General features: G+C 72.3%; 14 protein-coding genes. 6 read left to right on the top strand and 8 right to left on the bottom strand.

The window, feature by feature from the left end:
• Window positions 1–200 precede the first annotated feature (200 nt).
• The 3 genes from WBN91_RS13055 to WBN91_RS13045 are packed head-to-tail and all read right to left on the bottom strand — an operon-like array spanning window position 201 to window position 6,319.
• The gene (locus WBN91_RS13055) at window positions 201–1,556 is read right to left on the bottom strand and encodes a hypothetical protein (RefSeq protein ID WP_337723329.1); all 1,356 of its coding nucleotides are present in this window, start codon (window positions 1,554–1,556) and stop codon (window positions 201–203) included.
• Window positions 1,557–2,063 (bottom strand): hypothetical protein, encoded by a 507-nt coding sequence (locus tag WBN91_RS13050; protein WP_337723328.1) that lies wholly within the window; start codon window positions 2,061–2,063, stop codon window positions 1,557–1,559.
• A gap of 41 nt (window positions 2,064–2,104) precedes the next feature.
• Window positions 2,105–6,319, bottom strand: a complete 4,215-nt coding sequence (locus WBN91_RS13045; protein WP_337723327.1) for a CHAT domain-containing protein — start codon at window positions 6,317–6,319, stop codon at window positions 2,105–2,107.
• A gap of 346 nt (window positions 6,320–6,665) precedes the next feature.
• Between WBN91_RS13045 and WBN91_RS13040 the strand changes: the two genes are divergently transcribed.
• Both WBN91_RS13040 and WBN91_RS13035 read left to right on the top strand, forming a co-directional pair.
• Window positions 6,666–10,037 carry a hypothetical protein gene (locus WBN91_RS13040; RefSeq protein ID WP_337723326.1) on the top strand — a complete coding sequence of 1,124 codons (3,372 nt, stop codon included), beginning with the start codon at window positions 6,666–6,668 and terminating at the stop codon, window positions 10,035–10,037.
• A 103-nt stretch (window positions 10,038–10,140) separates the two neighbouring features.
• The gene (locus WBN91_RS13035; RefSeq protein ID WP_337723325.1) at window positions 10,141–10,974 is read left to right on the top strand and encodes a hypothetical protein; all 834 of its coding nucleotides are present in this window, start codon (window positions 10,141–10,143) and stop codon (window positions 10,972–10,974) included.
• Between the two features lie 40 nt (window positions 10,975–11,014).
• Here WBN91_RS13035 and WBN91_RS13030 read toward each other — a convergent pair whose 3' ends face one another.
• On the bottom strand, window positions 11,015–14,641 hold the full coding sequence (locus WBN91_RS13030) for a BTAD domain-containing putative transcriptional regulator (RefSeq protein ID WP_337723324.1): 3,627 nt from the start codon (window positions 14,639–14,641) through the stop codon (window positions 11,015–11,017).
• 124 nt (window positions 14,642–14,765) lie between these two features.
• On the opposite strand from WBN91_RS13030, the gene WBN91_RS13025 reads away from it, so the two are divergent.
• The 3 genes from WBN91_RS13025 (at window position 14,766) to WBN91_RS13015 (ending at window position 18,613) form a co-directional block, all read left to right on the top strand.
• Window positions 14,766–15,533 carry a hypothetical protein gene (locus tag WBN91_RS13025; protein WP_337723323.1) on the top strand — a complete coding sequence of 256 codons (768 nt, stop codon included), beginning with the start codon at window positions 14,766–14,768 and terminating at the stop codon, window positions 15,531–15,533.
• Window positions 15,534–15,587: 54 nt separating this feature from the next.
• Complete coding sequence (locus WBN91_RS13020; RefSeq protein WP_337723322.1) at window positions 15,588–16,832, top strand: S1 family peptidase; 1,245 nt, start codon at window positions 15,588–15,590, stop codon at window positions 16,830–16,832.
• A 560-nt stretch (window positions 16,833–17,392) separates the two neighbouring features.
• The gene (locus tag WBN91_RS13015) at window positions 17,393–18,613 is read left to right on the top strand and encodes a M20 metallopeptidase family protein (RefSeq protein ID WP_337723321.1); all 1,221 of its coding nucleotides are present in this window, start codon (window positions 17,393–17,395) and stop codon (window positions 18,611–18,613) included.
• A gap of 45 nt (window positions 18,614–18,658) precedes the next feature.
• Here the strand turns inward: WBN91_RS13015 and WBN91_RS13010 are convergent, their stop codons facing one another.
• Window positions 18,659–18,841, bottom strand: a complete 183-nt coding sequence (locus WBN91_RS13010; RefSeq protein WP_337723320.1) for a hypothetical protein — start codon at window positions 18,839–18,841, stop codon at window positions 18,659–18,661.
• Between the two features lie 172 nt (window positions 18,842–19,013).
• Between WBN91_RS13010 and WBN91_RS13005 the strand changes: the two genes are divergently transcribed.
• Window positions 19,014–20,306 carry a hypothetical protein gene (locus WBN91_RS13005; protein ID WP_337723319.1) on the top strand — a complete coding sequence of 431 codons (1,293 nt, stop codon included), beginning with the start codon at window positions 19,014–19,016 and terminating at the stop codon, window positions 20,304–20,306.
• A gap of 89 nt (window positions 20,307–20,395) precedes the next feature.
• Here the strand turns inward: WBN91_RS13005 and WBN91_RS13000 are convergent, their stop codons facing one another.
• Genes WBN91_RS13000 through WBN91_RS12990 form a run of 3 tightly spaced genes read right to left on the bottom strand, consistent with a single transcriptional unit; the run spans window position 20,396 to window position 23,890 of the window.
• Window positions 20,396–21,130, bottom strand: coding sequence for a hypothetical protein (locus WBN91_RS13000; RefSeq protein ID WP_337723318.1), 735 nt, complete (start codon window positions 21,128–21,130; stop codon window positions 20,396–20,398).
• Window positions 21,117–22,694: a vWA domain-containing protein gene (locus tag WBN91_RS12995; protein ID WP_337723317.1), complete on the bottom strand. Its 1,578-nt coding sequence runs from the start codon at window positions 22,692–22,694 to the stop codon at window positions 21,117–21,119. Before WBN91_RS12995 ends, WBN91_RS13000 begins: the two co-directional genes overlap by 14 nt.
• A 26-nt stretch (window positions 22,695–22,720) precedes the next feature.
• Entirely contained in the window at window positions 22,721–23,890 is a 1,170-nt protein-coding gene (locus tag WBN91_RS12990) for a hypothetical protein (RefSeq protein WP_337723316.1), read from the bottom strand.
• Between the last annotated feature and the right edge of the window lie 77 nt (window positions 23,891–23,967).

The raw sequence follows: 23,967 nt of genomic DNA, 5'->3' as shown, positions 1-23,967 counted from the left end.
CGGGCCAGCCGCGCCTCGCCTCGCGCGCCGTGCCGCGCCTCCCCAGCCGCGCCGCGCCCGGGCAGGCGCGCCTGGCCGGGTCGGGCCAGCCGCGCCTGGCCGGGTCGGGCCAGCCGCGCCTGGCCGGGCCGGGCCAGCCGTGCCGCGCCTCGCCGGGTCGGCCGCGTCGTGCCGTGCCGCGCCGCGCCGGGTCGGCGGTGTCACCCGCCGGCCGTGGGGCCGCCGTCCTCGGTCGCGGGGTGGCGGTAGCGCATGGTGTCGGGGTTCGTCGTAGCGCCTCGGTACAGGAACTGGCTCACCTCGGCCCACACCGCGCGTTCCGCCTTCAGGTCCTCGGGCAGCGGCAGCCGCAGTTCGTCCAGCAACTTCCAGCGGTACAAGTCGAACGCCGTGCGCAAGCGCTCGGTCCAAGCCAGGGCCGCGCGGGTCGCGTTGCGGTACAAGCCGTACGCCACCGTGAAAGCCGCGACCGTCCACACCAGACCGACCTCGACCCGCAGCAACGGCGTCCAAAACCCCACCAGCACGTGCACGACCGCGTAAACACCCACCGCGACCGTCAGCTGCCACCACCGTGGAACCAACCGCACCACCGCGTACACGCAGACCAGGACCGCGGCGACGGTCAGCCACGCGGCGGGTGTGCCGGGGATCCGCTGTAGTCGGAACGCCAGCCACCACGACAGCGGCGTGCCGAACAGCGGCAGGAACGCGGCCATCGTCAGCAGCAGGTCCACCGAGACCTTGGCGTCCTTGACCGCGTCGTCGAACTCCTTGGGCAGCAACGGTTGAAGCCGGGTCCACAGCACGACCGCGTCCAACCGGTACCGCACGGACGGGTGCAGTTCGGCCGCACGCACCACGTTGCCCATCCGGGTGGGCAGGACGTCCCGGGGCGGCTGCGGGTACCACAGGAACAGTTCCTGCTGGACCTCCGCCCGCTCGTCGCGCACCTGCTGCTCGGCCGCCGCCAGCCGCTCGTCCAACGCGAACACCAGGTCGGTGAACCCCGCCACCGGCGAGATGCGGGCCGCACGTGCGACGTCGGCCAACAGCTCCGAAGTGCCCTCGGGCCACTCGCCGCCGGCACGGACCTCTCCCAGCCGGCGCAGCGCGTCGTCCACGGAGGTCAAGGTTGTCGGGCCGGTGACGTCGTGGCGCGGGAACGTCCGCCGTTCCAGTGCCAGCGCCTCCTCCCGTGCGCGCAGCGCGTCGTCGCGGTCCAGCAGGGCGCGGCGGGCCGCGCGGTGCCGGCGGGCGAACGGCTCGGCCACCCGGTCCGGCCAGTAGCCCTGGCACACCCGGTCCTGCCACTCGCGCAGGTTGCCCACCACGAACGTCAGGAACGCCGTGAGCACCAGGAACCCGGCGATCACCACGGCCTGCACGGTCACCGGCCGCCGTCCCCACGCGGCGACCGCGCCGTCGACCCCGGCGACCGTCACCCACACCACCAGCACCGTGCCGCCGAGGAACACCAGCACGGGGAAGAACGTCGAGATCAGCACCCGCCGGTCGAAGTAACCGGTGACCTCGCGCAGCACGGACGCGAACACCTACACCACCGGGTCCATCGGGCCGTGGAAGAACTCGACCCGGCACAGCGGCGGACCGCCGTCCGGGCCGGGCGCCCGCGGCATCTGCGGCCGGGGCGGCGAGCACTTGGTGCAGATGTAGGTCAGCGACGGCAGGTCCGGGTTGCCCGCCCGCACACCCGCGGCGTCCACGGCGTCCAGCGGCAGGGCAGCCGCGATCGCCGCGCGCGGCACGACGGCGACCGGGACACCGTCGCGCTCCACCACCACGTGCCGCGCGGCCGTGCGCGCCACGAGGTCCGCCAGGTCGACCAGTTCCTCCACGCCGAGCTCGTCCGGCTCGGCGCCGACCAGCACGAACGGCGGGAACCGGTCGGTCGAGGCGGCCGGCGGCCCGGACATCCGCTGGAGGTCGGCCGCGCCGAGCACGCCCACCGGCCGGCCCTCGGCGGTCACGACGACCACGTGGTCGGCCTCCGCGCGCCCCAGCGCCACCAACGCTTCCGACACGTCGACATCGTCTCGCACGACGACATGACTCCCCGCCAACGCGGACAACAACACCGGCTTCACCGCCAATCGCCGACAAGCGCGAACGCCGCCCAATGGTAGGGATGCGCGAACGGCCGCGCCGAGTAATCGACCTCCGCGCCGACCTCGGCCTTCAACGCCACCAGGTTCCCCATCCGCGTGGCCCGCGCCCGCAGCCGCGCGCCGGCCTCGCCGCGCACGTCCGCCGCCAGCACCTCCCGGCAGCTCTCCGCCGCCGCCGCGAGGTCGCCCGCGACGGTCTGCGCGCCCGCCCGGTCCAGCAGCAGCGCGGCGGCGGCCGGCGGGTCGGTCTCCTCGGCCAACCGCCGGTCGCAGTGCGCCACCACGTCCCGCGCGGTCGTCGCGGCCAGCGCGAGCTGGGCTTCCCGCAGGGCGTCCGCCAGGTCCGCGCCGGCCCGCACCCGCCGGTAGAACTCGCCCATCAGCAGCGCCGTGGACAGGTCGTCCACCGCCCACAGGCTCACCAGCAGCGACGGCGCGCCGGCGTAGAGCACCGCGCGGGTCAGGCCGATCAGCTCGTCACCGGGCCGAGCCGCGTTCACCCCGCTCTCGCACGCGCTGAGCGTCACCAGGTTCGCGCTCAGCCGCAGCTGGAAGATGTCCTGCACGGTCAGCTCGCCGTCCGCGAGCAGCACGGCCGAGTCCACCGCGCGGTCGTCGTCGAACCGGCCGTGGCAGGCCAGGTGCACCAGGTCCGGCCCCAGCGCGCCGCCGACCGCCCGGTCCAGCCGCACGCGCGACGCGGCGTCGCCCACCGCGGGTTCGGTGTCGAACAGCGACGCGACCAGCGCCGCCTCCTGCCGCGAGTGCACCAGGTCGCCGCGCGGGTCGCCGAAGACCAGCGCCGTGCGCCACTGCCGGGTCGCCGCCCGCCGCCGGTAGCGCAGCAGCGACGCGCTGGGCACCCGGCACACCGGGTTGCGCTCGACCAGCGGCGCGTGCAGCGGCACGTAGTGCAGCGGACCGTGCGGCACCAGCAGCACCACGTCGCCGGGATCGCTGTGGTCGAGCACCGGGGCCAGCAGGGAGCCGAAGAACTCGTCGAAGTCCTCGGCGTCCATCGTCCGCACCGCGCCGCCGAAGAAGCCACCCACCTCCTCGGCCAGCGCCTCCGCGCCGATGTCCCACGCGTACACGTGCGGCACGGGGTCGTCGGGCGTGAGCACGAACAGCAGGGTCCGGTCGGCGGCCACGAAGTACTCGGCCAGCACGCACCGGCGGTCCTCGGCGAGCAGGGCGTGGATCTCGGGGCCGGTCAACGTCTTGCCCGCCACCGACTCGTGGCTGCGGACCTGTTCCAGCGCCAGCAGGCGGGCCAACCGGTCCACGGCCGCCTGCTCGGCGTCCAGCTCGCGTTCCAGGTCGTTCAACGGGGCGTTGCGGCCGGCGTTCAGCTCGCGGTAGCGCTGCTGGAGGTCGACCTCCTCCGCCGGGCGCGCCGACCGGGCCAGCGCCGCGAGCGCCGCGTGCCGGTCGCGGGCGCGGGACCAGTTGGCGCGCAACCGTTCCACCTGCTCGGTCGGCTCGACGTGGCCGAGGCTGAGCTGGTCGACGAACGCGCGGGCCTTGGACCGCTCCACCAGTTCCAGCGCGGACACCGGGTCCTGGGCGATCAGCGCGGTCACCACGGCGGCCTCGTAGGTGTCCAGTTGCCGTTCCTGCCAGGCCATCCGGGTCGGCTCGTCGCGCAGCCTGCCGCGCAGCTCGTCGGCGGTGTCCAACGCCGTCACGTACGACTCCAGCGCGCCGCGGTCGTCGCCCGAGCCTTGCAGGACCTGCGCGCGGAGCACGTGCCTGCCGTACACCAGCGGCAACTGCGCGCCGGCGGGCAGCGGGTAGCGGTCGAGCAGGTCCAAGGCCTTCGCGTACTCCTGTTGCTGCACGTACGCGGTGGTGAGGTTGCTGACGAACACCGACGCCTCGTACGAGTCCGGCGGCACGTCGTCCAGCACGCGTTCGATCACGGCCGCCGCCGCGGCGTAGTCCTCGCGCTGGAGGTGCAGCGTCGCTTCGAGGTTCGCGAGCTTCCACGCGCTGTCCGTGCCGGCCAGCTCGGTCAGCCGGGGGAGCAGCGCGAGGGCCTCGTCGGGGCGGCCGGCGTCGCGCAGCAGCACCGCGCGGTGGTGCAGGTCGTCGAACTCGGCGTCGTCGGGCGGCACGTCGCCGACCTCGCGCAGCGCGCCCTCCACGTCACCGATCCGTTGCAGCGCCTGGGACCGCAGCACGGCGAGGAGGTCGGTCATCGACTTGTGGACGGCGGTGCTGAACTCGAGGTGGTCCCAGTCGACCAGCAGCGCGCGCCGGCCGCTGGCCTCCACCTGGGCCGCGGTCTCCTCGACCACCGGTCCCCACATGACGGGCAGCCGGCCCACCTCGACCATCGCGGTCTCGGCCGCCGCCAGGCGGTCCAGCGCCTCCTGCACCTCGTACAGGCGCAGGTAGTTGTCCGCCAACCGGATGTCGGTCATCGCGCCGATGAGCGGCAGGTCGGCGCGCGCGGCGGCCTCGCGGGCGGCCAGCAGCTCCGGCACGGCCTGCGCCCACTCCCGCGCCGGTCCCTCGTGCGTGGACGCCGCGAACCAGCGGGTGAACACCTCGTCCAGCTCGGGCAGCACGTGGCCGGGGCCGGTGGGGTCGTCGATCAGCACGTGGGCCAGGACGAGCTGGTTGGCCAAGGACGGGATGGCGCAGGCGCGTTCCACGAGCCACCGCAACCAGGCCCGGGGCTGCGGCTCGTCGGGCGCGAGGCGCACCGCGTCGACGAGGAGCCGGACGGCCCCCAGCACGCGGTCGTCGCTCATGGAGGCGTTCCAGCCCTCCTCGGCGTTGCTGTGGGTGACCAGCGCCATGCCCGCCCAGGCGTGCGCCTGCCAGTCGTCGGGCTGCTCGTCCAGCAGGTCGAGCAGGATTTCGGCGGCCTGTCCGGGCGCCCAGGCCTCCAGCAGTGCGTGGCCCAGCGCCTTGCGCACGCCGAGGTGGCCGGGGTGGCGTTCGAGCAGCTCGGTCAACGCCTCGACGGCCGCCTGCGGGTCCTGCCGCTCGTCCTGACCGGACAGTCCGTCCAGGGTCGCCACGGCGTCGTCGAGCCGGCCCAGCGCCTCCTGGGAGGCGGCCAGCGCCAGCCGGGCCTGCGCGCGTTCCATGCGGTCGAGGTGGGCGGAGTAGTGGGACACCGCCGCCTCGTGGTCGCCTTCCGCCGCCGCGAGGTCGCCGAGGAAGACGTGGGCGGCGGCGGAGGTCGGGACGTCCCCGGTCTCGACGAGGTGGCGACCCTCGGCACGGGCCTGCTCCTCGCGCCCCATGTCGACCAGCACGTGCAGCCGCATGACGCGGGCGAAGTCGGCGACGTCCTCGGCCGGCATGTCGCGCTCGTACTGGATCAGGGTCTGGTCGGGGTCCGGCTCGCGGCGTGGTAGACCCTGGGCGCGGGCGATCACCGTGTCGAGGTCGGCCAACGCCGCCTCGGGGTGCCCGGTGGCGGAGTGCAGTTGCGCGCGGTGGTAGCGGTACTGGAGGTCGTCGGGCTTGAGCTCGATGGCCTTCGACGCCGCTTCGACCGCCTCGTCGGGCCGGCCGGTGTTGTAGAGGGAGCCGGCGAGGGTGATGTGCGGACCGGGCTGGTCGGGCGCCAGCTCGACCAGCCGGCGCAGCGCGGGCACGGCTTCGTCGTGGTTGCCCAGCCGCACCTCCGCGTGGGCCAGGAAGAACCACCCGGCACGCGAATCCGGGTGCAGGGCGGTGAGCCCGGCGGCGAGGTCACGGGCGTCGGAGAAGTTCTCGTGCTGGTAGTACAGCTCCTCGATCACACCGGTCACGACGGCCCCCACCACGTCCGGCCCCGGGCTCTCGATCTCCGCACCCCCGATCTCGACCGGCTCGGCGCGTGGCGCGAGGGCGAGCGTGAGCTTGGTGTGCTCGGTGGCGGCCTCGGTGTTGCCCGCGTCCAGGTGCAACATGGCCAGCCGCAACGAGGCACCCAACTCGACCGCCGGCACCCCCATCCGCCGTGCCAGCGCCCGCAGATCGGCCCACGGCCCGATGCGCTCGGCGGGCGGGAGGTCGTCGGTGAGGTCGTCGACCTGATCGGTGAGCACAGCGGCGACCACGAAGGCCTCCGGATCCCCCGGCGCAAGCCGAAGCGCCTGCCCCAACAGCGACCGCGCGGTGCGCAGGGCAAGCTCACGATCCCCGGACTCCAGCGCCCGCTCGAAGTCGGTCAAGCGGTCGAGCATCCGGACCTCCCACGCCTGGCCGTATGCCCGCAAGGTCGTCCGGCACGGTGCCGGTGTTACCCGCCGAGCCGCAATCATGCGGTAACGGGCCACACCTTCAGGTGACTACCCGCAGGGGTGACCGGCGAGGAGCATGGGTTGGCGCGTCGGATTCGTCCGGTTCGCCGATCAGCAAGGGAAAGCCGCCATGCCCGAGCCGGCCGCCCTCGTCGAGGGCCTCCGCACCCCGGTAGCACTTCGTGAGCGAGCTGGGGGTGCAGCACTTGTCGTCGCGCTCCACCGTGGCGGCTTCGTCTCGGTGGACCGGGTTTCGGGCGGGAAGACGCCCGTGGCCGGGGTGGACCGGGTGCGGGCATTCGACCTGTCCCCGGACGGGAACACCGCCTACGGGGGGAGTTCCGCCGGCCTCTTCGCGGTTCCGCTCGACGGAGGACCGCCCACCCTGCTCGCTCGCCGCACCGGCCGGCCCGGAGCGGTGCTCGTCGACCCGGCCGGGACCGTGCTCCACGTCGCCGAGGGCTCGGGAACGGGCCGCATCCTCGACATCGGGCTCGACCCGCCGCGGGTCACCACGCTCGGTCGCGGTCGACCCGCCGTGCGGGGCCTGGTGCGGCACACCGCGAGCGGTCGGCTCATCGCGGCCGAGGACGGTGGCGGCGGTCGGCTGATCGCCGTCGACGCCGCGGGCGCGGTGACCGTGCTGGCCACCGGGCTCGGGCAGCCGGTCGACCTCGCCTGGCGTGACGCGGCCGAGACGCACCTCGTGATCACCGACGCCGCGGGCGGGCGGGTCCTCCAGCTGCCCGTCGGATCCCCGGGAGACGCGCCGACCACCCTGGCCGACGGGTTGACCGGCCGGCTCTGGGCGGGGCGACCGCTCGTCGACGGGCACCTCGCGGTCGGCGTCGGCGGCGCCGTGCGCCTGCTCGCGCCACCGCCCCTCGCGCCCCCTCCGGTGCGGTTGCACATCCCGCCGGGCGAACTCTTCATCGGTGGCTGGGTCCGGGTCGGCGTCACGGTCCACGATCCCGCGATCTCCTTCGACGAGCTGCGGTTCCTGGTCCAGCCGCAGGACGGCGGCGAACTCGTGTCGGCCGCCCGGGACAACGGCTTCGACCCGCAGGCGCCGAGCGTGGTGCTCAGCGCCGGCCGGCTGACCGGGCCGCACGTGCTGACCGCGGTGCGCGCGAGCGACGGCGAGCCGGTGGGTTCGGCGGAGTTCGACGTCCTCGACCGGTGGGACGACCCGAAGTGGGGTCCGTCGTCGGCGCTCTTCGGCTCGGTGGTGGCGGGACCGGACAGCGGAACCTACGGCGGGCCCGACTCCGGCGACCACACCCGCCCGCAGAACGTCGAGGTGCACAAGGCGGAAGGCAGACGTCGGGTCGGAGTCGTGCTCGTCGAGACGGGGCAGGCCGACGCCCAGTACCCGGACCCGATCACCCCGATCACCACCGCGCTGCGCCGCGAACTCGTCGACGGCGTCACGGTCGACGGGCAGTCGCGTTCGGCCGCGGAGTACTTCCGGCAGGCGTCCAACGGCATGCTCGAAGTGGATTTCGTCGGCCCGGTCGGCCCGGTGGCGCTGCCGTACGACTGGGGGACGTACTTCGAGAGGAACAAGAATCAACCGGCGCCCGAACCAGGTGCCGAGGACAACCGCCAATGGGCGCCCAAACCCGGTTTCGACGCCATCGTCCTCGCCGCCGTCGCCCGGCGGAACGCCGACAACGCCGCGGCCGGTGCGGCTCCGCTGCTCGACTTGAGCACCCTGGACTCCGTCCTCTACGTCATCCGCTCGCGCCGGGCGACCGCCACCCGACCGCGCCTGTCGGTGTGGCCCAGGGGTTCGATCGGCGGGGTGACCCGGATCGTCGGAGCGCGTGACCTTTACGGCCTCCGGGTGCCGAACGTGCGCGACGTGGGGTGGATCGTGATGCCGGACGACTGGGCGACCGACCCCTCGAGCGGGCGGGACGTGCACGAGACGGTCGTCCACGAGTTCGGGCACAACCTCGGTCTGATCGACCAGTACGACCGGGGGTACGCCACCGATGTCGCGGAGCGGGTCACCGGCGGAAGCGAGTCGGCGGCGGAGAACCCGACCGGTGCGACCGGGGGAACGTGGGAGCTGATGACCTGGGAGAGGGGTCTGCCGCTCCCGTCCGCCGTGCACCGGCTGATGCTCGGCTGGCTGCCCGCGGACACCGTCAAGCTCTACAACTTCGGGGTGCACGGAGCGGTCGACGAGCAGATCGTGCTGCACGCCGCCGGAGCCGGTCCGGTGCCCCCGGGCCGGTGGGGCGCCGCCGAAGTCCGGGTCGAGGACGGGAGGAACTACTACCTGGAGTACCGGCCGGAGGTCGCGGGGCGGACCGTCGACCAGTCACCGCCCCAGGCCGCGGCGGTCGTCATCACCGACGCCCTCACCCGCCAACCCCCGCCGGGGGACCGTCCGCAGGTGCTGCTCATCGAGGGCGACGCCGACCTGGTGGTCGAGCGCGGCTCGTTCGGCGCCGGCGAGGAGCACCACGAGAAGGACCGGTCCACCCCGGGGTTCGAGCAGGACTTCGTCGTCGACGTGATCTCCACGGCCGCCGACTCGGCGACCGTGCGGGTGCGCTACGCGGCGGGTGACCGACCCGACCCGATGATCACGCCGTGGGCGCCCTCGAACAACTGGCAGAGCCCCGACTTCGAAGTCGTCAACGGGCGCAGCCTGGCCGACCCCGGCTTCCGGAACATCCCCTGGGAAGGCGAGCCGAACACGCTGCGGGTACGGGTCCACAACAACGGCGCCGGCGACGCCCACGACGTCCGGGTCAGGTTCTCGGTCAAGGAGTTCACCCTCGGCAACGGCGCCGAGAACGACCTCGGCGAGGCGACGGTGACCATTCCGAGCAGGAAGTTCGTCGACGTCGAGGCGCCCGTGAAGTGGGTGCCGCCGGTGGTGCGGCTGCCGTTCAAGGGGATCACCTACCAACAGCACTCGTGCGTCGTGGCGCGGATCCAGCCCTTCCACGACCCCGTGAGCAAGGTCTGGGAAGTCACCCCGGAGAACAACGAGGCCCAGTCGAACTACACGTGGACGGCGTCCACGACGTCCTCGCCCGCCACCCGCGAGGTGACGACGTTCCTGGTGGAGAACCCGTGGGACACGGCGGCGGTCATGTCGTTCACGGTCCGCCAGCCGCACCCCCTGTTCCGGGTCTACCTCGACCACGCCTGGGTGCGACTGGAACCCGGTGAGAGCCAACGCATCATGCTCATGGTCGAGTCGCTGCTCGGTGACGAGCGGTTCGCCGACCTCGTCGCGGAGTTCGCGGCCGGCGAGCGGCGGATCGAGACGACCACCCGGCTGTCGATGTACGGCGACGATCTGGGGAGCTGCGCACCGGTGTTGCTCGGCGGTGCGTCCGTGCTGACGATGACGGGCAGCGGCACGGAGTTCCGCCACTTCGACGTGTCCGGCGAGGTCGCGTGGGGAGTCGTCGCCCAACGCTCCGACGGCTCCCCGGTGCCGGGAAAAGTGCTCGTCACGGTCAACCCGCTCGGCCCCGAGCCCGAAGCGGAGCCCCGCGTCTACGAGAGCGCGCTTGTGCACGGCGAGTTCCGGGTGGTGCACGACCGGCTCGAACCGGGCCGCTGGCGGTTCAAGGCCTATTACCTCGGCGCGTCCTCGTGGATGCCCTGCGAGAGCGAGGTGGTGACCCCTTGAGCCGCGTCGGCGGTCGCCGTCGGAGGCGACTTTAAGATCACCGAAATCGACCTCCGGAGACTCCTTCCCGACGCCGCGTCGCGGCGAGGACGAAGGGGGTTCGATGCGCAAGACATCGATGCTGGGCCTGCTGCTGGGGGCCGGTCTGCTGCTGGGCGCCGTGGCGCCGGTCGCGGTGGCCGGGGTTCCCGGCCGGGTGGTCGTGGAGCAGACCGGGGCGGCGAGTCTGAGGGACAAGGAAGTGGTCGTGGTGTGTCCCTCGGGCACCAAGCTGTACTCGGCCGGCGGGTACGTCGACGGCGTCCCGGGTGGTGCGGCGATCATCAACCGGGTGATGCCGGCGGCCGACCTGTCGGGGGCCGTGGTCGGGGCGAGGGGCGTGAGCGCCGTCGCGCCGTGGACCCTCACCGCCTACGCCGTGTGCGGGCACGGCGATCCGGTGCTGGTGCGCGCGGAGCCGGGGCCGACCGCCCAACTGGTGTCCTTCAAGTCGACGTCGGCCAGTTGTGACGACGTCGGGGCGTTGACCGGCGTCTTCGGCGAAGTGGTCGACCCCACCAACCAGGCCACGCTGTACGGCCTCGTCCCCTCCAAGGACCTGACCACCGCGACGGCCACCGCGTCCGGACCGGTCGACGGCGAGTGGTCCGTGAAGGTCCTGGCGACCTGCGCGAGTGACATGGTCGGCAAGACCTACCTGGAGACGGGCGTCTCCGGCTACGGGACGGGGGAGTGGGCGCAGAAGGCCTCGGCGCAGTGCGCTCCCGGCTCGCCGTTGCTCGGCGGCGGCGGCAAGGCGCAGGCCAACGCGCCCGACGTGGTGGCCACGCTCGTCGGCCTCTACCCCGACTGGGACAGCGGCACCATGACGGCGATCGGGGCCAAGGGCGCCAGCCCGTGGTACATGGAGGCGTACGCCATCTGCGAGCAGCCGTGACGCAGGTCCGCAGCCGCACGGCCCGGACGGGTCGTGCGGCTCAGGCCGCGGCGGCCCCGGGGAACGGGCTGGGCTCCACCTCGATCTCCCGCATGCGCTGCACGTAGGTGCGGTACCGCCGCCGTGCCTCGCCGTGGCTGCCGGTCGCGGTCAGGCAGCGGATCACGGTCAGGTGGGCGTTCTCGTCGTAGCAGTCGCGTTCCAGGATGCGCAGGCAGTAGCGGCTGGCCGCGACGTGGTCGCCGGTGGTTTCGGCGTGCGCGGCCAGCGCCGAGGCCACCTGGAGGTAGGTCAGGCGGGCGTTCTCGCGCAGTTCCGCCGCCCAGTCCGCGTAAGGGTCCTCCTCCAGGAAGTCACCCGCGTAGGCGGCTTCGGCGGCGGCCAGCAGCGCCGCCGCGGGGCGTCCGCCGGTCAGCGCGGTCTTGGCGTCGGCGAGGAAGCGCAGGACGTCGACGTCGACCACGGTGGGGTCGAGCCGCACCTGGTCGGTGTCGGCGACGATGCCGTGCGCGTCGCCGCGGTGGGGGTCGAGCACCAGGCGCGCGGTGGACAGGGCGACGGAGAACCGGTTGGCCACCCGCGCGGGCGACTCGCCCGGCCACAGCAGCGCCATCAGCGCCTCCCGGGTCGCGGGTCGGCCGGCCCGGGAGACGAGGATCTTGACCAGGTCGCGCGCCTTGCGCGACTGCCAGGCGGTCGCGGGCAGCGGCGCGCCCCCGCGCACCACCTGGAACCCGCCGAGGGTCCGGATCGACACCGCCGGCCGGTCCCGCGCGCTGCACTCCCGGGCGACCGCGGCGGCCTCGGCCGCCAGACCCCGCGCCCCCGACCGGGCGGCCTCCCGCTCGGCCACGACCGCCAGCGCGAGCCCGTCGGTGCCGCCGAGCACCCGCGCCCGCGCGATGGACACCGCGATGCCGCCCAGGGGGTTGCCGATCTCCCGCCACACGGCCGCCGCCTGGTCCAGCAGCGCCAACGCCTGCCCCCGGTCCGCCCGCGCCCGCCCGGACAGCTCCAGCGACGCCGCCCCTGCGGCCCGGTCACCGCGCCGCCCGGCCTCGGCCCGCGCGTGCCCGGACAGTTCCAGCGACTCCGCCCCCGTGGCCGGGTCGCCGCGTCGACTGGTCTCGGCTCGCGTCCGCCCGGACAATTCCAGCGATTCCGCCGGTGCGGCCGGGTCGCCGCGCCGACTGGTGTCGGCTCGTGCCCGCCCGGACAGTTCCAGCGATTCCGCTGGCGCGGCCCGGTCGCCCCGGCGACCGGTATCGGCTCGTGCCCGCCCGGACAGCTCCGGCGATTCCGCCAGCGCCGTCCGGTCGCCCCGCCGACTGGCCTCGGCTCGCGCGCGCCCGGACAGTTCCAGCGATTCCGCCGGTGCGGCCGGGTCGCCGCGCCGCCCGGCCTCGGCTCGCGCTCGCCCGGACAGTTCCAGCGACTCTGCCAGCGCCGCCCGGTCGCCCCGGCGACCGGCCTCGGCTCGCGCCCGGTCGGCGAACGCCGCTGCCTCGTCGTCGCGACCGTCGGCCAGGGCGAGCCGGGCGGCGGCCAGCAGCGCCGCCGGGTAGCCCAGGCCGGTGCCGCACGCCAGCGCGCGGTCCACCAGGTCGCGGGCGGTGGCGGGTTCCTCGTCGGTCAGCAGTCGTGCCAGGCCCGCCAGCGCGGGCACCACCTGCGGCACCGCGCCGTTCTCCTCGGCCAGCCGCACCGCCTCGGTGAACGCCGTCCGGGACAGGGCGCGGTCGCCGCGCAGCCGGTACACCTCGCCCAGCGACTCCAGCGCCAGGCTGGCCAGCCGCGACCCGGTCCGGGTGTAGACGGCGCGGGCCGCGTGCAGGTCGGCCGCGGCCTCGTCGAGCTGTCCCAGGCCCAACCAGGCCGCGCCCCGGTTGTTCAGGCCCAGCGCCCGGTACCCGGCGAACCCGGTGAGGTCGGCCAGGCGCAGCGCGACCTCCAGCTCGGCCAGCGCTTCCCGGTGGCTCGCCTCGTGCACGAAGTGCGCCGACCGGTTGACCCGGACCCGGATCTCGGACAGGACGTCGCCCGCGAGCCGCGCGTGGGCCAGTGCCCGCCCGGTGTGGTCGGCCACCGCCACGCGGTCGCCCTCCGCGTCGGCGATCATGGCCAGGACGGTGTGCCCGGCGGACAGCGCCGCGTCGTCGCCGCAGCGCTCGGCCAGGGCGAGAGCCTCGGTGATCCTGGCCTTGCTCGCCGCCACGTCGCCGTGCGCCCAGTGCGCGCCCGCGGCCAGGCTGTGCACGCGCGATTCCGCCGCCGGGTCGTCGCCGGTCAGTTCGCACTCCTGGCACGCTGCCAGCGCCTTGTCCGGTGCGCCGCTGAAGTAGTGCATGGCCGCGACGCGCGCGGCGAGCGCGGGGCTCATCCGCCCGTCACGTCCAGCCGCGCCGCGCAGGCACGCCAACGCCATCGCCCACTCGCCGCGCACCTGGTGGGCGACGCCCGCGAGCTGCCAGGTCGTCGCGTCCCGGTCGGCCGGCGGGATCCGGTCCACCGCCGCGATGACGCCGTCCGCGCCGCCCTGGTGCAGAAGCTCCTCGCCCCGGCTCGCCAGAAGCCGCGCCACACCCGCGTGGTCGTCGATGCCGGTGAGCACGGCCAGGGCCTCGTCCGGGCGCCCGTGCCCGGCGAGCCACTCCGCCGCCGCGCGGGCCAGCCGGTCCCGTTCGGCGCGGTCGAGCGGGAAGCGGCTGCGCACGAACGCCCGCGCCAACGGGATGAGCCCGAGCCGGCCCGGCGCGTCCACCAACCGCTCGACGAACAGGCCGCGGGCCACCAGGTCCGCGAGCACCTCGGCGGCGTCGGCGAAGCCCAGCGCGGTCACCAGCTCGGCGTCGAAGCGGTCGAACAACGCCGCGGCGGCCAGCAGCGCGCGTACCCGCGTCGGTTCCCGGTCGAACACCTCGTGGGCGAGCCAGTCGTACAGGGTCCGGTCGCGCGGCAGCTCCACCGGGCCGGCCGGGTCGCGGCGCAGCGCGTCGGCGGCCATGCGCACCGCCACGGGCCAGCCGCCGGTGGTCCGGTGGACCTCCGCGACCCGGCTGCGGTCCACCCCGGGCAGCAGCCGCGCGGTCTCCGCCTCGGTGAACGCGAGCTGGTCCGCGGTCACCTCCAGCAGTTCGCCGTGCCCGCGCAGCCGCCGCACCGGGAACGGCGCCGGCTCGCGGCCGGCGAGCACGACGCGCAGGGCGGGCGGGGCCTGGAGGCACAGCGCGGCCAGCAGTTCGGCGGCGGGGTCGTCGCGGTGCAGGACGTGCAGGTCGTCCAGCACCAGGAACACCGGGTCCGGCCCGGTCGCGGCGGCGGTCACCGCGTCGGACAGCGCGGCGGCCATCGCGTGCGCCCGGTTGGTCCGGCCGGCGCTGCCCGTGGCCTCGTCGTCGGCCAGCACGTCCGGGGGCGCGAAGTCCAACGCGGGCAGCACCGCGCGCAGGTCGGCGGTGAGCCCGGCCAGCAGCGGCTGGACGAACCGGTCCCGCTCGGTGACGGTGTGCCAGGCGACCGGGGCGCGGTCGACCCAGCCGGCCAGGAAGGTGGTCTTGCCGTACCCGGCGGGCGCGACGACCGTGGTGAGCCTGGTCGAGCGGGCGGCGGTGAGCAGGTGGTCCAGCCGGGGCCGGGACAGGGCGGCGGGCAGCAGGGACGTCGTCACACCCGGTCCATCGTCGCTGGGCCGCCGCACGGTAGGACCTCCCCGGCAGGGTGCACTCGATCGGACCAGTGCCGCCTAATCCGGCCCTAAGGCCGCTCAAAAGCCTCGCACCAGGCTCGACGGCATGACCATCGCCCATTCCCCTGAATCACCGCCGCCGGCCGCGGTGACCGGCGCGCCGGCCGAGGTGAGCCGCGCGCTGACCGCCGCCGACTGGCGGGTGCTCGACCTGACCGCCGACGGCGACACGGTGTCCCTGCGCCTGCGCTTCACCGGCACGGCGGGCACGCCCGTCGCCACCCTGTCCCGCGAGGGCGACCACTGGTCGCTGGAGTGGGCGGGATCGGTGCTGCGGCTGCGCCACTGCAAGGGGCTGAGCTACCTGCACGCGCTGCTGTCCGCGCCCGGCACCGACCTGCACGCCCTCCAGCTGGCGACCGCCGCCGACCCGGGCACGCCGCACCGCGACGACCCGGAGCCGACCGCGGGCGGGTGCGCCGGCGTCGGACCGCTGCTGGACGAGACCGCCAAGAACGCCTACCGCCGGCGCCTCGCCGACCTGCGCGAGGAGGTGGACGACGCGCAGGCGTGCCACGACCGGGAGCGCGCCGAGCGGGCCAGGTCCGAGATCGACGCCCTCACCGGGGAACTGGCGCGGGCGTTCGGCCTGGGCGGCCGGGCTCGCCCCGCCTGCTCGCCCGCCGAACGCGCCCGGGTCAACACCACCAGGGCGCTGCGGTCGGTGCTCACCCGGCTCACCCGGGAGTTCCCCGACCTGGGCCACCACCTCGACACGTCGGTCAACACCGGCACGTTCAGCGGCTACCACCCGGGGCCGCACCCGCCGGTCGCCTGGCGGCTCGGCCGACCGAACACCGTTCACCCGCGTTGAACGCCATCTCGTTGTGCGGCGCGGGTTCGCGCCGCCGGAACCCGAGGAGGGGACATGCACCGCATGAGGAAGATCTGCGGGGTCATCACCGGGATGACCCTGGCCGTCGTCGGGCTCACCACGACACCGACCGTGGCGGGCGCGACCGACGACCCGGCCACCGCGGCGTTGCTGGAGGCGTTGCGCCGCGACCTCGGCCTGACCGAGGAGCAGGCCCTGAGCCGGTTCGCCGCCCAGGACGAGGCGCTGCGGCTGGACGCGGAACTCCTGCCCTGGCTGGGGGACGACCACGGCGGCTCGTGGCTCGACGAGGCCACCGGGCGTCTCGTGGTCGCCGTGACCACCGCCGAGGACGCCGAGCAGGTGCGGGCCGCCGGCGCGGAGGCGCGCGTGGTGACCCGCACCCTGCGCGCGGTGGAGGAGGTGAAGAGCGAACTGGACCGGCGGTCGGACGCCGAGCCGGACGCGTTCTCCGGCGTCGCGGCCTGGCACGCCGACCCGAAGAGCAACGCGGTCGTCATCACCGTCGTGAGTGGACAGACGCCGGGTCCGGCGGTGCGCGACGCCGTCGCACGCCACGGTGACGCGGTGCGCGTGGTGGAAACCGAGGGCGTCCCCACCACCACGGCCCTGCTGCGCGGCGGAGACAAGTACTACAGCGCCGGCGGTTCCTGCTCGGTGGGCTTCAACGCGTACAACGGCACGTACCGCTACTTCCTGACCGCCGGCCACTGCGGCCCGGTCGGCTCACCGACATCCGCCGCCGGCATCGCCATCGGATCGGTGTCGCACTCGCAGTTCCCCGGCCCGGACCGCGGTGCCGTCAGGGTGACCAACACCGCCGCGTGGCAGCAGGGGGCGTCGGTCAACGCCTACGTCGCCGGCAACACGAGCCTGAGCTACTTCATGCACGGGTACCGGTCCTCCACCGTGGGTGTGGCGATGTGCAAGTCGGGCGCGACCACCAAGCTCACGTGCGGCGTCATCAAGGCCAAGGGCGAATCGGTCCTCATGGACCACGACGACAACCCGGCCACCGCCTCGGTCAAGGTCAACGGTCTGACCCGCCACAACGCCTGCGTCGAGAAGGGTGATTCGGGTGGCTCGAACTTCAGCTGGGACGCGAACAAGCGCAACTACGCCGAGGGCCTGACCAGCGGCGCCAAGCTGGTGCCGGACAAGACCGTCCCCAACAAGTGGCGCTGCCGCTCCCACGTCGGCTTGGAGAACATCTCGTGGTTCTCCCTGGTGAGCGAGGCCTTGGGCACCTACGTCCTGACCCTGTACACCGCGCCCTGACCTCGCTGTCCACGCCGTCCTCGCGTCGCGCGGGGGCGGCGTGGAGGCGGTTCGCGCGTCAGGAATTCCTGGTCAGGGGGCGGGCTCCGCGGAGGAACTGAGACCTGGGCCGGCGGCAACATGTCGTGGAACACCGGTGTGAACTACACCCACCTGCTAGCCCGCTCCGCCATCCGCCCCGAAGTAGAGGCCCTCTACACCGCGCGGGCCTATCACTCTCTGAGGACCTGGCAACCTTGGCCAGGGCACCCAGAATCTCAGCCGACCCGGCCGCAGTGTCGTACATGATCCGACACCTGACCTTCACCGGCCGCCCAGGCACCCCACTGCTCACCATCCACACCACCGGCGACCCGGCCGTGCCGGTCCAGGGCCAACACGCCCAACCGCTCTGAACACCTCGGCAGCACAACTCGACCCTGGTCCAACGCACGCCTACCGGACCTACCACCCAACCCCCTACCCACGCCCCTTCGACCTCGCATGGTGACCGAGGCGCGCCGGGTACATGGGCCGAAATGGTGGTGCGCAGAACCGAACGTTGTGCGCAAGATCTACCGGTGACCGCTCTCGACAAGGACCTGATCGAGCTCCGCCGCGAGATCCACCGCCGCCCCGAGCTCGCCGGCGAGGAGCGGGAAACAGCCGGCCTGGTCGCGGACCAGCTGCGCGCGGCCGGGCTAGAGGTGACAACCGGCGTCGGTGGGCACGGGGTCCTAGCGGTGCTCGACGGTTCCGCAGACGGCCCGACGGTCGCGTACCGGGCGGACATGGACGCCGTCGACACGCGAACGAACGTGCTGCGCATCCCGCCGTCGGGCAGGGTCTTCGACGAAGACTTCGCCTCTCGCGTCCCCGGTGTCGCCCACCTGTGCGGACACGACCTGCACACCGCAATCGGCGTCGGCGTGGCCCGGGTACTGGCTCAGAGCCCTAAGCCAGTACGCGGCCGGCTCGTGTTCGTCTTCCAGCCCGCCGAGGAACTCTTGCAGGGTGCGCGCGCAATGTTGAGGACCGGCCTGGTGCAAAGCCTCGCGCCACAAGAGTTCTACTCGCTGCATTGCAGTCCTTTCCCTACCGGCACCATCACGGTGTCCCCGGGATACGGCCTACCCGGCCTAGACCACCTCCGAATAGTCCTGCCAGACAACGCCTCGGCCACCGCCGTAGCGGCCGAGGTGGCGCAGCTAGCCACCGTCAGCTACCCCCAGACCATCGCCGACTACAACGCACACTTCCAAGCAGTGCTGGAACCCAAGACCGCCGCGCAGATCCAGGAATCCGTGTCCATCAGCCAGTGGACCGAGCAGACCCCCGACGGGCGGCACATCTCGAACGTCCTGCTGCGGTCCTGGCCACAGGAACGGCATCCAGAGCTGCGTGCGCAGGTCAAGCAACTCGTGGCAGACGCAGGCGGCCACGTCGAGCCCCCAGACGATCCGTTCCCCGCCTTGGTGAACTCGGTGGACCTCAGCACAGCGGCTGGCCAGTACCTGAGCACGACACTGGGCCCGGAGTCTGTCTTGTGGGGCCGGGCATCCTGGCCCTTCAACTGCGAGGACTTCGCCCTGTTCCTCAACGAGGCACCGGGCGCACAGTTCTACCTAGGCGTAGCGAACCCCAAGTCAGGCATGAACGGCGCACCACACACTCTCGACTTCGCCGCCGACGAGCACGCAATCACCCACGGCGTACACGCCATGTCCAGCCTCCTGACCCACCGACTGACAGCCCTGTCGACCAGCGGTGACGACCTGGGGTCCGAGGGCACAGCGCGTTGACCCCGACCTCGCCGTGATCGCAGCCCTGGATCCGCAGACCATTCGTCAACCACCACAGCGGCTTCGGCCGCCCGGCGACCGGTCCACGGAGTGGATCACGGCCTCGCGCGAGCTGTCGGCTCCGTCGCAGTGGGCCAGGCCCAGCTCGACGACCTCGTTGTCCAGTGCGGTGAAGTCGGTGGCGAGCGGGGACAGTGCCCAGGTGTTGCGGAACAGGTGCACCGGCACTCGTGAAGGGTAAATGCAGCTCACCGGCGGTGTCATACCGGTTGTGTCCTTGCTGTCCAATACCCGCCTCGCCCTGGCTCCGGCGTCTCCGACGTCCCTCAGTACAGCGGACGCTCACCGCCTGTCATAGTTGTGGCAGCTGATAACGCAATCAAGTGAACCGTGAGGCGTCGTGGAGCAGTCGCGCTGGATCGATGACGACGACGATTGGGATGACCCACTCTGGGGAGATGAGCCCAGGAAGGCGTACCGCGAGGCGATTCAGGATCTACAGGTTCTGCTTCGAGCGCGCCCAGACGTTCACCTCGACTGGCATGGTGGCCGTGGGACGCGTGGTGATGCGCGTGTGGTTTTTCTTGACGGAGCAGGGGCTCCCAAGCTCAGGGTGCGCTTCCGATCGGCCAGCCAACTGGACGCGCTTGCCAGGGTCCTCGGCTCGGGCCATCCTCTGCCGGACCATCACGGGCTCTGGGACGAGAGCAAGAAAACGATCATGGCTCGCGTCGTGGGTGACTACGACCAGTTGGTTCTGGCCCTCGCGAGATCCATGTTGCCGAACGTGAGGCGCGGTGACGCCGTTCCGGGCAGCCCACTGGGCAGGGATGTGCTCGGCCTTCTCTCCAGTGAGGGAGCATTCGCGACAACTGATGTCGTGGCGGGCTCGAAGCCTGCGGGCCGAGCGCTGAGGCTCATGCCGGCGACCGAGGAGTTGGCGGCGCTGTATCCCAGCCGGCTTCGCGCAGCTCCGCCCATCGCGTTGGTGATGGAAGGGTTCGAGGCCGCCGATGCCGGGGCCGCGCAGAACCTGTTGGCCGACTACGGCGACAGCTACCTCCACCAGGTCGTCCGGGCGACAGGGGTGTCTCTGCGACTGTGGAAGGCGAACTACCCGTCGGCTCGGCATCCGGCGCGGACCGGTATCGGCAAGATCCGGTTTCCTCGGGAGCGCTATGACGCCACCCCGGTCGCCCTGTACGCGGCTGCCAATTCTACAGGACGGGATCCTCTCGAGAGGTATCTGAAGTATTATCAAGTGCTGGAATTCTTCATGCCGAGAGCCGCTGCGCATGCTGCGGCGCAGGGCAGTCCGGTTCGATCCGAACTGGACCAGTTGAGCGTCATGGCTGAATTGGCGGTCACCTCCGCGCAGCTGCAAGGATTTCTCCGCGGCAACGTTCTGTTGTTGCGCAGTCTGGCCGAAGAAAAGCTCATCAAAGATGTTCCCGTGTTGCAAGCGGACGTCAACTCTCACCCGGTTCCAGGGCTGGACTACCGGCCCGACGTTGCGAAGCGCGTGTACAAGATCCGGTGCAGGATTGTTCATGCGAAAGAGGGCGGCGGTCACAACCAGGCGGAGGTCATCCAGCCTCATAGCCGCGAGGCTCGCGACATGGGCGCAGATCTCCAGCTCATCCGGTTCGTTGCCGAGCGAGTCATCCAGCACTGGGCCACTTCGCTGTCGTGATTCGGTACGTGCGGGCTTGATGCGTTAGGGCGGGCCATGCCGATCCACACGCCGCTAGGCGAACGCGTGCAGATCTACGCACAGAAGGGTCAGCGGAAGACTGCCAGGGCCCACATCTTGAGGACCTTGTCGTTGGTGTTCCAGTTTTCCACCTTGCCCAGCACCCGCGCGCGGAAGGACGTGCCGTCCGGCACGATGTCGTGTTCTCGTACGCCGCTGCGGGGGATCTTCACCCGGACATGGGCGGTGCTGTCTGGGTAGGGGGCGCGTAGGCGTAGGTAGTTTTCGTCCGAGTCGTCGTTTTCCTCGTACTTCTCGAAGAGGCCGTCGACGGAGAGGAACATCCTCGTTTCGCTGAGCTTCGCTTGTGCCGTGCCGTCGTCGGACAGGCTTCGGTGTGCGTGGACCTCGCCCTTGTGGAAGTCTGCGTAGACGATGGCGTCGGCGGTTTCCAGTTGGCGCAGGACTTCCCGGATCGCGGTGATCGGGCGGTCCTCTGCTTCGAAGGACTCGGCTCGTTGGGCCTCGTGGATGCGGTTGCCGCCGAACTTGAACCAGCGGACCTTCACCTCGCCCTGGCCTTCCGCGTTCTCGCGGGTGTACTGCTCCACCAAGCGCTTGAGCGCCGGCACGTTGCTGCGGGTCTGGAACATCTCCATGACCATCGTTTCGTTGAGGTAGATCAGCACCTCGTGCTCGCCGACGCCACCGACGGCCTCCTCGCGCGGGAGGCGGCCGTGGCGGCGGTACAGCGCTACCGACGCCGCGACCAGCGCGACGCCGAGGGTGATCAGGACCCAGAACCACGGGCTATCGACAGCCACGGATCTCCTTGAAAGCCTCGGCCAGGGACGTCGCGTTCGCGTCGACCATGCGGCCACCGGTGGCCTTCGCCGCCTGGTCCAGTTCCACGGGGTCGGCCTCGCCGAAACGGACGGTGTAGGTGTGGACGGTCTTCGCCCTGGGCTCGCGGGACTCGTGGTTGCGCAGGAAGTCGGACAGGCTGATGCCGGCGTTGTTCTCGCCGTCGGTCATCAGCACGATGGTGACCGGTGAGCCCGGGTTCGTCGCGGTCACCGCGGTGGCTTTGGCGTAGGCGGCGTCCAGGGCCGACCAGACGCCGGTGGCCTGGTCGAACCGGTCGGTCGCGATGTGGTCGCGGATGGCGTCCAGGTCGGCTTGGCCGGAGATCACGAAGTCACGTTCGTCGAGGACCGTGCCGCCGAAGCGCATGATGGTGAACCGCTCGCCCTTGTAGAAGCGCGTGAACTTGCCCGCCTCCGACGAGTCGGCGCCGCTGAAGCCGGCGAACGCCGACCGCAGGGCGGCGATGCGCGGTCCCACCATCGACGTGGAGAAGTCGAGGACGAAGATCACGTGGGACGGGTTGCGCGACAGCGGGTCCGCATAGACGGCGGTGAGCCGGTCGACGGTTTCCTTGCGCTCGGGGAAGTACAAGGTGTTGGTGCCGAAGTCGTGGAACCGGGGGTCGCGCGGCACCTGGTTGTTCAGCGGGCGGCGCAGCGTCCGCTCCATGATCGCGCGCTGCGCCGGCTCCGACTCGAACCAGCGCACGACGGTGTCGAAGCTGTCCCGCTTGGCCGGGTCGAGCAGCAGCATCGGGTAGTCGGCCAGGATGATGCCGTCGCGCGGGTACAGGATCTCCAGCGGCTCGCGCAGCTTCCCGCTCGCGTTGAGGGACAGCAGCACCGATTCGTAGTTGATCAACGCGTCCGCGGCGTCCTGGTCGGCGGCGTAGGACTCGGCCAGCCGGTGCGAGGTGTCCTCGGTGAGCGTGCGCCCGGCGAAGAACCCGCGCAGCCGGTCGCAGGTGACGTCCTGCTCGCGCAGGGCGCCGCCCCCGCCCGCCGCCGCGGTCGCGATCCCGATCAACGCCGACAGCCCGCTGCCCGCGTGCTGCGGGTCCGCCATGCCGAAGCGCACCATCCCCGCGGCCGACCGGTCGGCCAGGTCCGCCCAGGACAGCTGGCGGTCCGCGGTGGAGGACCGGAGCAGCTCCGCGGTCTTCGGCGTGACCCCGATGGCCAGCGGCGAGAACATGAACCTGCTGCTGGGCGGCCGTTCGCCGGTGAAGCCGATCTGCTTGAGCTTGAGGTCGAAGTACCGGTCGGTGGACAGCCAGGCGATGTCGTGCCGGTACTCGCCCGGGTTCAGCGCGTTGGTCGCGTCGATCGTGCCCCGGTGCTCCAGGACGAGCTCGACACCGGTGGCACGCCGCAACTCGTCGAGCAGGGGACCCATGTCCGCCAGTTCGGAGGAGGCGAGCACCCGCAGGGTCACGTGCGGTGGCCGCTCGGTGGTGCACGCCGCGAGCAGCGCCAGCACCGCGCACAGCGCGGTCAGCTTCCGTGCGGCGGGCCGCGTCACCGGCAGTTTCCGTGCAGCGGGCCGCGTCACCGGCAGTCGCCGATCGTGGTGATGAGCTTCTCGAACAGGTCGACCGCGGGCAGGTACGCGCGGGTGTCGTCGTCGGTCGCGGACGGCGCCTCGATGCCGTGGTCGGCGAGCAGGCCGGCCAACTGCGGGCTGGCCGTCTCCTGGCCCGCGTCCAGCACCCGGAAACCCAGTTCGACGGCTCGTTTGCGCAGTTCCGCGTCGGTGCGCAGCAGCTGGGCCAGCCGCGTGCCCCGCTCGTTGAGCGCGATGAAGGACGGCTGGGTCTCGAAGTGGTCGGCCGGGTAGAGCAGGACCCGCTCCAGGTCCGGCTGCCCGGCGGGGCGGCGCAGCTGGTGGGCCAGGTACTGGTGCTCGTAGATCACGACGATCGGCGCGATCCGCTTGCCCTCCTGCGACAGGTAGAAGGGGACGCGGTCCGGCGTCGGCGCGCCCTGCTGCCGGTAGAACGACTTCAGCGATTCGCCGAGCGCGACCGCCTCGCTCTCCGAACTGGCGATCCGGCCGCCGTTCCGGGCGTAAGCGACCAGGCCCTGGTACGTGCCACCCGAGTTGGACTTGCACACGTCGGAGGTGTGGGCGAGCACCAGGTTGTTGTTGGTGAGGCCGTGGGCGCCGATGCCGATGTCGTTCCAGCGCTTGCCCTGCTCGGTGAGCCGGATGAACGCGGCGATGTCGAGTTCGTAGTACAGCGTGTCGGGTCGGCTGGGGTCCATCGGCGTGGCGACACCCGCGTCGCGCAGCGCCTGGGCGTAGGGGCGGTAGGTGGCCAGCACGATCGGGCTGACGAACGGGACGTGCGCCTGGGCGAACCGGTTGCCGGCCTGCCGGTCGGTCAGGATCAGGTCGGACGTGGGCTGCCCCGAGGGGAACACGAAGTCGTACTGGTCGATGTCGTTCGTGGCGATCTCACGCGATCCGGAGTTGTGGACGACGACCTCGACGTCCCGCCGCTTCAGGATCTCCTGCACCTTGCCGTCGCGGAAGAAGTCGACCTTGGACCCCGCCTTGCCCCGGATGACGGTGACCGGCTCCGCCGGCGGCGCGGGCCGCACCACGGCGGGCGTCAGCACCAGCAGGATCACGCCCACCGCGCCGACCACCCACGCCGGGGCGAGGCTGGGTCTCGGCGGCCGTTGCTTGATCCGCAACAGCGGTTCCTCGGCCACCCGACCTCCAGCCCCCAATGGCCATGACGACCACACCACTACACCCGCCCGGTGAACACCACGGGACCGGTCGATAA

The sequence above is a fragment of the Saccharothrix sp. CCNWYY140 genome (assembly GCF_037401995.1).
In the GTDB taxonomy this organism is placed as follows: Bacteria; Actinomycetota; Actinomycetes; order Mycobacteriales; family Pseudonocardiaceae; genus Actinosynnema.
This window is presented reverse-complemented; position numbering and strand designations above follow the sequence as displayed.

Excerpts from the sequence above, each read along its gene's own strand:
- WBN91_RS13020 (WP_337723322.1), top strand. The coding sequence starts at position 15,588 with ATGCACCGCATGAGGAAGATCTGCGGGGTCATCACCGGGATGACCCTG.
- WBN91_RS13025 (WP_337723323.1), top strand. The coding sequence starts at position 14,766 with ATGACCATCGCCCATTCCCCTGAATCACCGCCGCCGGCCGCGGTGACC.
- WBN91_RS13045 (WP_337723327.1), bottom strand. The coding sequence starts at position 6,319 with ATGCTCGACCGCTTGACCGACTTCGAGCGGGCGCTGGAGTCCGGGGAT.
- WBN91_RS13035 (WP_337723325.1), top strand. The coding sequence starts at position 10,141 with ATGCGCAAGACATCGATGCTGGGCCTGCTGCTGGGGGCCGGTCTGCTG.